The organism is Caproiciproducens sp. (genome assembly GCF_053840905.1).
On sequence record NZ_JBNLXQ010000027.1, the window covers coordinates 1 to 10,811 of the forward strand.

At 47.5% G+C, this 10,811-nt stretch carries 11 protein-coding genes; 1 reads left to right on the plus strand and 10 read right to left on the minus strand.

From position 1 onward, the window contains the following. The 5 genes from ACQGQ5_RS15640 to ACQGQ5_RS15660 all read right to left on the minus strand — a co-directional run. On the minus strand, nt 1–500 hold a 500-nt coding region (locus ACQGQ5_RS15640), incomplete at its 3' end, for a hypothetical protein (protein WP_455737399.1). Between the two features lie 78 nt (nt 501–578). Continuing rightward, complete coding sequence (locus ACQGQ5_RS15645) at nt 579–797, minus strand: hypothetical protein (protein ID WP_275715672.1); 219 nt, start codon at nt 795–797, stop codon at nt 579–581. Between the two features lie 131 nt (nt 798–928). After that, on the minus strand, nt 929–1,738 hold the full coding sequence (gene pdaA, locus ACQGQ5_RS15650; protein WP_455737400.1) for a delta-lactam-biosynthetic de-N-acetylase: 810 nt from the start codon (nt 1,736–1,738) through the stop codon (nt 929–931). Between the two features lie 232 nt (nt 1,739–1,970). After that, nucleotides 1,971–2,738, minus strand: coding sequence for a polysaccharide deacetylase family protein (locus tag ACQGQ5_RS15655; RefSeq protein WP_455737401.1), 768 nt, complete (start codon nt 2,736–2,738; stop codon nt 1,971–1,973). 105 nt (nt 2,739–2,843) lie between these two features. Continuing rightward, on the minus strand, nt 2,844–4,523 hold the full coding sequence (locus tag ACQGQ5_RS15660) for a diguanylate cyclase domain-containing protein (RefSeq protein WP_455737402.1): 1,680 nt from the start codon (nt 4,521–4,523) through the stop codon (nt 2,844–2,846). A 201-nt stretch (nt 4,524–4,724) separates the two neighbouring features. Between ACQGQ5_RS15660 and ACQGQ5_RS15665 the strand changes: the two genes are divergently transcribed. Continuing rightward, complete coding sequence (locus ACQGQ5_RS15665; protein ID WP_455737403.1) at nt 4,725–5,303, plus strand: thymidine kinase; 579 nt, start codon at nt 4,725–4,727, stop codon at nt 5,301–5,303. A 57-nt stretch (nt 5,304–5,360) separates the two neighbouring features. Here the strand turns inward: ACQGQ5_RS15665 and ACQGQ5_RS15670 are convergent, their stop codons facing one another. The 5 genes from ACQGQ5_RS15670 to ACQGQ5_RS15690 all read right to left on the minus strand — a co-directional run bounded on the left by ACQGQ5_RS15670 (nt 5,361) and on the right by ACQGQ5_RS15690 (nt 10,551). Then, a complete protein-coding gene (locus tag ACQGQ5_RS15670) occupies nt 5,361–7,046 on the minus strand; it encodes a polysaccharide biosynthesis protein (RefSeq protein ID WP_455737404.1) in 1,686 nt (561 codons plus the stop codon). A gap of 328 nt (nt 7,047–7,374) precedes the next feature. Then, the gene (locus ACQGQ5_RS15675) at nt 7,375–7,995 is read right to left on the minus strand and encodes an ABC transporter ATP-binding protein (RefSeq protein WP_455737405.1); all 621 of its coding nucleotides are present in this window, start codon (nt 7,993–7,995) and stop codon (nt 7,375–7,377) included. Nucleotides 7,996–8,009: 14 nt separating this feature from the next. Continuing rightward, nucleotides 8,010–8,792, minus strand: coding sequence for an ABC transporter permease (locus ACQGQ5_RS15680; protein ID WP_455737406.1), 783 nt, complete (start codon nt 8,790–8,792; stop codon nt 8,010–8,012). Continuing rightward, a complete protein-coding gene (locus ACQGQ5_RS15685; protein ID WP_455737407.1) occupies nt 8,770–9,819 on the minus strand; it encodes an ABC transporter substrate-binding protein in 1,050 nt (349 codons plus the stop codon). The genes ACQGQ5_RS15680 and ACQGQ5_RS15685 overlap by 23 nt, the downstream gene beginning before the upstream one ends. Nucleotides 9,820–9,846: 27 nt before the next feature. Beyond that, on the minus strand, nt 9,847–10,551 hold the full coding sequence (locus ACQGQ5_RS15690) for a Crp/Fnr family transcriptional regulator (protein WP_455737408.1): 705 nt from the start codon (nt 10,549–10,551) through the stop codon (nt 9,847–9,849). Between the last annotated feature and the right edge of the window lie 260 nt (nt 10,552–10,811).

Genomic DNA, 10,811 nt, shown 5'->3' on the forward strand with positions numbered 1-10,811 from the left:
AGCACGGCGCACACTGCTAAAATACGCGTAGGACTGAGCTTTGGCGGGAATCTGACCGTAAAATCGCGGGGCTCCACCATTTTTCCGTCAATCGTCATCACACTGCGCTGAAGGCTCAGCGCCGCACTCGTTTCATCGACACCGGCAATGCTGAGCGTATCTTTGGAGCTTGTGCCGCAGGTAATCGCCGCGGTCCCGGTTCCGTTGAGCGATTCCGCCGCGCTTGCATTTTTCATTTCCAGAATGGACAGGAATCCTTCCGGAATCAAAATTTTTTCTGAAGAATGAAAACTGTTTTTAAATAGGATAATCCCGCTTTCCAGCTCGATTTCCGGTAATTTCTCACAGTCGTAAAGAAGAAATTTGACTTGATCGCTTCCAAGGCGCACAAGATGCCGCGTACTGAAATACTGTACTCCGCCGTATTTTTCCAGCGCCGGAAGCAAAGCGCATGAAACAGACGTGTCGGTTGATTTTCCGCACAAAATAATGTTTGTCATTTTACCCTCACTCCCGTAAATCAGTACAAACATTATTTGCGTTTGCTCGTAAAGTATGTAGCTAAGAAAAGAATTCATTCATGATTTATTTAAAAATTCATTTAAATAATTCCGAAGTCTTTCAGCCATTTCCGTATTCAGCTGCACATTCAGCGGACAGGTTTCCAAACCGGATTCCTGTCCTGCGGCGTGAACCCAAATGGAGAAATATTCCTGATTGAAGTTAACGTCCATCGCGGTCTTATTGTAGACGCTGATCAGTCTGCCGCACTTTCTGATATCCGTTATTTTCGCCATTTTTGTCCTCCTTTTTCTTACCATCACGATTCCCTTGATGAAACATACCCTATGATTTACATAAAATCATTAGAACTATTGTAGCATTCGTGCATTCACAAAACAAGCATATTTCGCAAAAAGATTTTTGCTTATTTCCCGCTTAATTCGTTCAGGGTGCCAAAGGTATACCCGGCGGTTTCCCATTGAGAGAGCAATTCGTCCAATATCTCGGAATTTGTTTTAGAGGTGCTGTGCAGCAGCACGATTGCCCCGGGGTGGATACGGGGAAGCAGCTTGTCAAAGGCCTGTTCCTTCGTCGGCTGCTTATCCTGATACCAGTCCACATAAGCGAGGCTCCAAAAAATCGTTTTATATCCGAGCTCGTTGGCCTGCTTCAGGTTATTTTCACTGTATTTTCCCTGTGGGGGGCGATAATATTTCTGCATGTCCTGCCCGGTGATTTCCTTGAATTTTGTTTCCACCGCTGAGATTTCCTTTTGAAACGATGTCATATCCGAAATTTTGGACATATCGGGATGCGTATTGGTGTGGTTTCCGACAATATGGCCTTCCTCAATCATCCGTTTCACGAGATCTGGGCTCGTATTCAAATAATTTCCCACTACAAAAAAAGTCGCTTTTACGTTGTGTTTTTTCAGCGCATCCAAAATCGCCGGCGTATACCCATTTTCATATCCGGCATCAAACGTCAGGTAAATCACCTTTTTATCTGCCGCCCCTACATAATAGGCGTTATACTGCTTTAAAAAATCCGCAGAGGCATTTCCTGTAGGCTGCTTGCCGTCCTCCCCAAAACCGAGCCCCCAGTTGGTATTGGCGGCAGCCGTCTGTACAGCGATTTCCTGCTGCTGATGGGTAAGCGTAAGAATGCCTGCCAGCAGAAAAAGAAAGACTGCCATGACAATTTCGATTTGCTTTTTTCTAACGGTTATATACACGGTATTTGTCACCTGCCTTACAGTAAAATATATTATGCCGTCACAGATAATATCAGAAAAATTTTCAGAAAATAAAAAAGTCCCTCCCAACCGCAATACAGGGTTGAGCAGGAACGGATAAAAAAGCCGGGCTGATATAACAGGGACAAAGCGTAATAAGGGTACCGCATGAATCCGCGGTGCCCTTTTTCTACTGATTTCCCTCCTCCAAAAGGTCACATGGGATGGACTTTTATCCGTTTTCTTTCACCTGCATTCCGGTATGGTCTATGGTGTAGTTGTCTTGATAGATCAGCTGTGATACGGGGACGATCTGGTAACCCTGACTCTGCAGCGCCTCTATGATTTTGGGAAGGGCCGCCGGTGTGTTTTTCGCACCGTTGTGAAACAAAACGATGGAACCGGGCTTTACCGTGGTGGTCACCCGGGTAACGATATCGTTGGGCGGCGGATTTTTCCAATCCAAGCTGTCCACGTCCCACTGTATACAGTACATATTGAGAGATTTTACGGTTTCAATCACAGGATTGTTATAATCGCCGTAAGGCGCACGGAAAAGCAGCGGAGTGGTACCGGTCGCGTTTTTGATTTTATTATTGCATTCCGTCACCTGCGCCGTCATTTCCGTCTTCCCGAGCTTCGGCATATGGGGATGCGTATTGGAATGGTTGCAGACCTCATGTCCGGCGGCCGCAAGTGCCTTGACAGATTCGGGATATTTATCCACCCAGGCGCCCACCACAAAAAAGGTTGTTTTGACGTTGTATTTATTCAGGATATCGATCAGCGTCTGTGTCTCTTCATTTCCCCACGCTGCGTCGAAAGAGATCGCAATTTTCTTTTCGTCCGTTTTTACGCAGTAAATTGGGATCAGGCGCTTACCGGAAGACGCCTTGATTGCCGCTACGCCCTGAAATGCCAGAAACACAGCCAATATGCCGCAAATCAGGCAGCATAAAACCGTCAGTATTCTTTTTCTGGTCAAAATCAAAAATCTCATGACAATGCCCCCTTGGCACAATTATATGCACCCGGGGGGCTTTCTTATTTTCTTTTTTACCCGGATTCTTAAATTCCTGTTTATTCCTTCAGGCGGCTCCCTGCGTTAAGCTTCTTTTGAATACACGGTGTCTTTCATTTGTTTTTTATTCTCATACATCAGCTTATCCGCACGGTTCAGTGTTTCAAATAAATTTTTGTCATTTGGCTCGTATTCCGCGTAGCCGTAGGCGATTTCGACCCGTCTGGGACTTTTTTGATTGTATTCGCTTAACAGCCTTCTGAAATCATGGATACATGCTTTAGTACTGCTGACCAGATCGTTTTCAACAATCACTGCAAATTCATCCCCGCCGATACGGTAGCAGCTTCCATACCCTTCAAAGCTCTGCTGAATCACGTCCGAAGCCGCCAGAATCAGTTCATCCCCGCATTTGTGTCCAAAGTTATCGTTGACCATCTTTAAATTATTTATATCAAACGCCACGATCGCCACATGGGAACGGTCACGCTGAAGATTTAAATCTTCCATTTTGATTTCAAAGGCTGTCCGGTTCTGTTTCTGTGTCAGCACGTCAAGATAGGCAAGACGTTTCAGAACGCGGGCTTCCATGGCAAGTTCAATCATCGAAAAATATTGGGAAACCGTGTCAATAGAAGGAAGAACGACAAAGAGGAAAAGTCCCAAGCGGCAAAACAGCGCCCCATCCTGATAAATACCCGTGTAATACCGGACCATATCGACCATAAAAAGAATAAACATCAAACCAAGCCCGGTCAAAAAAGGAATTACTCTACGGTCTTTGTACTTCAATAAATTTTCAAGCGCGGTATAAACAGAAAGAACGAGAGCCAACGCCATAACGATATGGGTCAAAAATACTGTTTCAGGAAAATCCGACAAATTGAATACCTGCAAAAACGTGCAGATCAAAAAATTCGCCGCGGCGGCGACACAAAGCAGATCGAACAGCTTCTCATGGTGTTTCGCATAAACCGTTTTGATAAACAGTAAATAGGGAATGGAACAGAGCATGAGCGAAAAATACATGATATATCCAAGCGCCAGAACATTTCCGGTTACAAGCTGCAGAACCGACGTTTCCGTCAGCGCGGAAACGGAGATGCTGATGGCAAACAGGCTCTGATACAGAAGAGAAAGATTGTTCTTCATCCTTGTCCGGGCAATAAAATACAGCATCAACAGCAGAACTCCAAAAATCAGAACCAGGGAACTGATCACCGTGCTGAAGAAAAATTTCTGCATCAAACAGATAATATTCGCGCTCCTCGTTCCGATGGTAATTGCGTTGAATGTAGATGCATATTTCGTATAAGGAGAACAGATTTCAATGGTAACCGTCTTTCCCGCCGAGCCTTCCGGCAGAGGAATAATATGCCACGCCGTACATGCCGGGGATTTTCCAAACAGGAGATGCGTTTGATACCCAAACTCATCAATTAATTTGTCTCCTACAAAGACACGCATCCTCGCATGATAGGTCGGAAAGGAGAGCGTCATTTCGCTGCCGAGATCAGAAGGAAGCTTATTGGAAATAGAATCGGCCCTGTTTTTTTCAGCTCCCGGTACGGAGTGCGTCGGCAGATCGATCCTCAGACTGCTCCCATCACTGCCTGAAAACAGCCACCCTTTGTTAAAATCGGTTACTTTTCCCCCGTCCAGCCTGATTTGTTCCACCTGAAAAGTGATATAAACAAAGGCGATGACCACCGCAGACAAACTCACAAGAAAAAACTGAACATACAGCATTTTGGGTCTGTTCAAACGGTTCACCGCCTTTTTCTATATTTTGTATACAAAAAATTATAGCATATCCGACCTTAATCAGCAATCATTTATTGAATCAGACATTTTGTGGCCATTATTTTTAAATATTGTATTCCCCACCAGATTTCCGTATTTCATAAGTAAATAAAGAATGCTATACTTAGAAAAGATTTTCAAAAATAAACCGGAGGAATGAAAATGCCGAAATTGTATTTCAAATACGGCGCAATGGGCAGCAGCAAAACGGCACAGGCGCTGATGGTGAAATTCAACTATGAAGAAAAAGGTTACCGGGTAGGTTTATTAAAACCTTCTTTGGACGACAGGGACGGCCTTACCGTTGTAAAATCCAGGATCGGGCTGAAAGATACCGGTATTTTAATGGATAAGAGCGTGGACCTCTATCAATGGTTCCGGCAAAACCGTTACGATGTCCTGATTATAGACGAAGCGCAGTTCTTATCCGCCCCGCAAATCGATCAGCTGAAGGATATCGCGATCGAGTTTGTCCCCGTCCTTTGTTTTGGGTTAAAAACCGATTTTCAGACGCATCTGTTTGAAGGCAGCAAACGCCTGTTTGAAATCGCGGATTCGCTGACGGAAATCAAATCCGTTTGTACCTGCGGACGCAAGGCGGAAGTAAACGCAAGGATCTGCAACGGGAAAATCGTCCGGGAAGGGGAACAGGTCTTCATCGGCGGAAACGAAAGTTATATCGGCCTATGCTACGAGTGCTGGAAAAACGACAGGATAGACAATCTCCAAAAACACAAATAGAACAAGAAAAGCCCGCGGCCAGTCCATTTACTGACCGCGGGCTTTCTTCTATAAAAATCAATTTGCGAGAGCGTCCGTCTCTTCGGCGTGGCCGGAATAAGTCGGCACCAGCTCATGAACGATATTCATCATTTCCACATTGTTGGAACCGGCGACCTCCCTCAGCTGTTCAATCTGATTGATAAACGTATCCTCATTGAACGGGATCGGCGTACCAATATAGATCAATTCATGGGAAGTCTTCTGGCATCCGCCCTCGCTGTCCAGAAGAAGCTCTTCGTAAAGCTTCTCACCGGGACGCAAGCCCGTGTATTCGATTTTAATGTCGACATCCGGCTGCAGACCCGATAGGCGGATCAGGTTTTTTGCCAGATCGACGATTTTCACCGGCTGGCCCATGTCCAGAATAAAAATCTCGCCGCCGTGCGCCATGCCTCCCGCCTGGATCACCAGACGCGCCGCTTCGGGAATCGTCATAAAATACCGGATGATATCCGGATGGGTAACGGTGACCGGACCTCCGGCCGCAATCTGCTTTTTAAAAAGAGGGATGACGCTGCCGTTGCTGCCCAAAACGTTGCCGAAACGGACGGCGACATAATCGGTCTTGCTGTGACGGCTGCTGTACTGAATGATCAATTCACAGATACGTTTCGTCGCACCCATGATATTCGTCGGGTTGACCGCCTTATCGGTCGAAATCAGCACCATGCGCTTCACGCCGTATTTGTCGCACGCCTGCGCCACATTCAGCGTACCGAACACATTATTTTTCACCGCTTCTCCGGGACTCAGCTCCATCAGAGGCACATGCTTATGGGCGGCGGCGTGGAAGACGACGTCCGGTTTGCAGACGGAAAAAATATGCTCGATTCTTCCCTTGTCCCGGACGGAGCCGATCAGGACTTCTAAGTTCAAATGCTTGAAGCGCATCAGAAGCTCATTCTGCAAATCGTAGGCGTTATTCTCGTATATATCGAAAATAATCAGTTTTTTCGGATTAAAATAAGCGATCTGGCGGCACAGCTCACTGCCGATAGAGCCGCCCCCACCGGTTACCAGCACGGTTTTATTTTTGAGATACCCGCTGATTTCCGCAATATTCAGTTTGATCTCATCTCTTCCCAGAAGGTCGATAATATCGACGTTCCTGACCTTCAGGGGATCGGCGCTGTCCTCTATGATTTCATACAACGCGGGAATCGTCTTCAGCTGACAGCCCGTTTTCGCACAGATGCTCAGGATATCCTGCTTGTCCTTTTTGCTGGCTGACGCAATCGCCAGCACAATCTGGTCGATATTATAGCGGACGGCCATTTTCGGAATGCTTTCACGGCTGCCGACTACCTTGACGCCATGGATTCGGGTTCCCCGTTTGCTTTTGCTGTCGTCAATGGCGATCACAGGGATGCCTTTGCTTTCAGGGGCGGTCTTCATATCCTTGATGACCATGGAACCCATTTCTCCCGCGCCGATAATCATCACGCGGTGGAACTCCTCGCCGTCTTCCCTGTTGATCTGACTCCTGCGCTTCATTCTGCGGATCAGCCGGAAGCTGAACCGGGAAGCTCCCACCAAAAAGATGGTAAATACCCAGCCGATGACATAGACGCCCCATGGGAAACGCCGGACATGAAAGACCGGCCAGGAAAGGGTAACGCCGATAATCGTTACAATCAACGCCGCGAAGGTTGTCCCATAAAAAATCAGCAATAATTCATCGAGGCTGGCAAACTGCCACATGGTTTTATAAAACCGAAAAGCTGTAAAAGAAACAATATAAATAATCGTAATCCACGGAATCCAGGTGCAAAAGGATTCCCAATCATAACTGCGGGGGAAAATCTGTCCGTCATAGCGCAATATAAAAGCAATCCAATAGCTGAAAAAAACGCAGAGAATATCGATTGTAATTTGAACAAATGACTTTCCGAAAGTGGCCCGTTGATTCTTCATATCGTAAATTACCTCTACTAAAACGAATTTAACTGCATTAGTATAGCACAAACCCTGCGCGAATGAAAGATGCAATTTGTAAAGAAACACAGCGGCATTGGAAGAATGAGCAGATTTATGCGGGATTTTTTACAATGACGTCGGCAATTCTGACCGGAGGGCCTTCCAGAATATAAACGACGTCGGCCAGCATTTCCGCCTCCTCAAAATCGTGGGTGACAATGATTTTCAAAGCGCCGGCCGTTTCCTGTTGAACCAAAGCGATCATTTCCTCCCTGCGCTCCGCGTCCAGCCCCTGAAAGGGCTCATCCATCAGATACAGATCCCCGCCGTAAGCGAGCGCCCGCGCAAGGGCGACCCGCCGCCGCATCCCGCCGCTCAGCTCCGCCGGCCTTTTGTTCCCCGCTTCCGCCAGACCGACCAGTCCGAGCCATTTTTCCGCCTGCTCCTCGTTCTGCCGGGCTTTTCCGCGAAGAACAGCGGCAATATTATCTTTGGCAGAAATCCAGGGCAGTAGGCGGTCTTCCTGAAAAAGATAGGAAATCTTCCCGGTGCCGGCTCCTTCTATTTCACCGGAATCAAAAGGCTCCAAACCCGCTATGCAGTTTAAAAGCGTCGTTTTTCCACAGCCGGAAGGGCCGAACAGACAGACTGTTCCGTTGGAAGGAAGCTGGAGAGAAAACTGGTCCAGCACCATTTTTCCGTTATAATTTTTGGTCAGATTCCGAATTTTCAATTTACACCGCTCCATCACTGCACAACATTGTATTTCTGCCCCGCTTTTTTCATGAACCGGACCATCAGCCATTCCAGAATAACGCTCATGACAATGACGATCACCGTCCACGCGAACAAATCATCCGTTTCAATATAGATTTTGGAATTGTAGATCTGCCGGCCGATCGACAGCGGAGTGACGGAAAGCACCTCGGCGGAGATGCCGGCCTTCCAGGCAAGCCCCATCCCGGTTGTACAGGCCGCGGTAAAATACGGCATCACAGAAGGCAGGTAGACGCGTTTGACGGTTTTTACCGGTCCGAACCGATAGGACGCGGCCATCTGCAGAAGGTTTTTGTCGGTCTTTTTAATGCCGTTGACCATGTTTGCCCATATGATCGGCGTCACCATCAAAAAGGACGTGAAGGACGGCACATGAGTGGACGGAATCCACACAAGCGCGAGAATGATAAACGAAGCCACGGGCGTCGCCTTGATGATACTGATGACCGGATAAAACAGTTCGTACATCATACGCGAAACGGAAGTCAGCACCGCCAGTATCGTTCCGAAAACCACGCCGAGCAAAAAGCCTTCCACGATACGGAGCATGGACAAAAACGCGGTCAGCCAGAATTCTTTGGTCTGCGCAAGCTCAGACAGCCTTTGCAAAACACGAACAGGAGATACGATCAGTATCTCCTGCTTTACAGTGAAATAGGCCAGCTGCCATAGTCCAATCCAGAACACGGCGGTCAGAAAGGTTCTGAACCCTTTGTATTGAAAAAGATTCTTATTTTGTGTAGTAGAAGTCATCACCCGGTAATTTCCCTCCAACGGACTTCTGATTGGCTGTGAACAGAACATTCAAAAAATCAGGAATTTTCGCTTTCATTTCGTCTCCGTCCATGTAAACGATGTTGCAGTTGGGAATCGCCTTTTTGGCGACCGCAGCGGGCATAATATCGTATTTTTCGGACAGGGCGGCCGCTTCCTCCACCTTTGTGTTGGTATAATCAGTGGACTCCTTGTATTCTTTGAGGAACGCGTCAAAAGCTTCCTTATGCTGCTCTGCAAAATCCTTGCGGACAATCAGGCATCCCATGGTCAGAACGCTCTTTCCGTCCGCAACCTTATTCCATTCATCCGTGATATTCAGCGCGATTTTTACGTCCTTGTCTTTCGCCGTCACCTGAGTGACAAACGGTTCAGGCAGAACGGCAATCTTTGCCTTGCCGGAAACCATCAGCGCAGCAAGCTCCGCATGCTCCGCTTTATATTCTACCTTAACATCCTTACCGACTTCAAGACCGTTTTGGCTTAAAATGTAATTGAATGCATACTCCGGTGTGGAACCCTGGCCGGAAGAATAGACGGTTTTTCCCTTGAGGTCCTTGATGCTGGAAATGTCCTCTCCCTTTGTCAGGACGGAAAGCACGCCGAGCGTGTTGACAGCGGCCATCTGAACCTTTCCCTCCGTCTTGTTGTACAGCGTAGCGGCAAGGTTGGTGGGAACGGCGGCCGCGTCCACTTCCCCTTTGGAAATCTTGGATACGATTTCGTCCGGAGCGCCCACGATCGTAAACTCATAGTTTTCGGCGGCGGTCCTGGCGTCGTTGTCGCTCATCAGCTTTAACATGCCCAGCCCGGTCGGCCCTTTGAGCGCCGCAATCTTAATGGTCGTCTTTTCAGCGGCGGCAGAGCTCTGCTGCGCGCTTGATACCGCTTCGCTGGAAGCCGGCGCGCCGGAGGACGCCGCCGCAGGTCCCGCGCATCCCGCAAGGACGGACAGAGCCATACAGGCGCTTAATCCCAGTGAAATGATTTTTTTCGTCAGTTTCATTTTTCTCCCTCTTTATCTATCGTTGAATTATGATTCATCATCAAACTGACCGGACCGCAGCCGCTCAATCTGATGGATTGTCACCTTTCTTCCTTCGCGGGTGATGACGCCTGTATCGGATAAATCATCGAAAGCGCGGTACAGGGAAGCGCGGCCGATGTTCAGCGTATTGGCAAGCTGCGTCAGCGTACATGGCAGCTCCAGCACAAGGGAATATTCATTCTGGGCGGACAGCGAAAGAAGGAACGTCGCCAGGCGGCAAACAGCAGTTCCCCCGGTAAAATTATCGATCCTGCTATTTAAGAAACAGATCCGATCCGACAGATAGCTGATGTAATTCTCAGCGATCCTTGTATGGTTCCCGAAAAGCTCATGCAGAAGCTGCTGGGACAAAAACAAAACGCGGCTCTTTTTGACAGCGATAATCTCGGAAACATACCGGCGCGAATTGTTAAAAAGGCAGGCGACCCCAAAGATCCCCCCCGAATAAAAGGTATTCATAATCAGGTTTTCGTTTTCCGGCTTCATGGCTTTTACTACTCCCGAAAAAACGATCCCCATGCTTTTTTTGTAATTGCTTCTGGTATATATTTTCTCACCGGCTTCGTATTCCATGCAGCTGCATTCGCCGTTTTGAAAAGCGTCTTCCGCTACGCCCTTCTCAATCCCATTGAACAAAAAACTTTGTGCCAGCAGCAGACAATATTTGTTTTGTTTTTTAATCGGTTTCATAAATGTTCACTTTCTGTTTCATTTGATACACTTTTCTACTATTATAAGCATCTTACCGAAATCTGTCAATATAAAAGCAAAAAGAGCACTGCACGGAGCAGCACTCTTTTCGTTCAGCCAAAAAGCTTTTTATTCGTGATCGCAGTCCTCGCAGCCGCAATCGCAGTCCTCTTCGTCAATATCGAATTCCAGCGTTTCGCCGCAATTCGGGCAGTCCATCTGGCCATCCTCAATAATATCTTCGGACAGGCAAATCGTCT

Bases quoted from the DNA above. Each gene is read 5' to 3' on its own strand.
- ACQGQ5_RS15670 (WP_455737404.1), bottom strand. From the start codon at position 7,046: ATGTGGCAGTTTGCCAGCCTCGATGAATTATTGCTGATTTTTTATGGG.
- ACQGQ5_RS15685 (WP_455737407.1), bottom strand. From the start codon at position 9,819: ATGAAACTGACGAAAAAAATCATTTCACTGGGATTAAGCGCCTGTATG.
- ACQGQ5_RS15645 (WP_275715672.1), bottom strand. From the start codon at position 797: ATGGCGAAAATAACGGATATCAGAAAGTGCGGCAGACTGATCAGCGTC.
- ACQGQ5_RS15680 (WP_455737406.1), bottom strand. From the start codon at position 8,792: ATGACTTCTACTACACAAAATAAGAATCTTTTTCAATACAAAGGGTTC.
- ACQGQ5_RS15655 (WP_455737401.1), bottom strand. From the start codon at position 2,738: ATGAGATTTTTGATTTTGACCAGAAAAAGAATACTGACGGTTTTATGC.
- ACQGQ5_RS15665 (WP_455737403.1), top strand. From the start codon at position 4,725: ATGCCGAAATTGTATTTCAAATACGGCGCAATGGGCAGCAGCAAAACG.
- ACQGQ5_RS15690 (WP_455737408.1), bottom strand. From the start codon at position 10,551: ATGAAACCGATTAAAAAACAAAACAAATATTGTCTGCTGCTGGCACAA.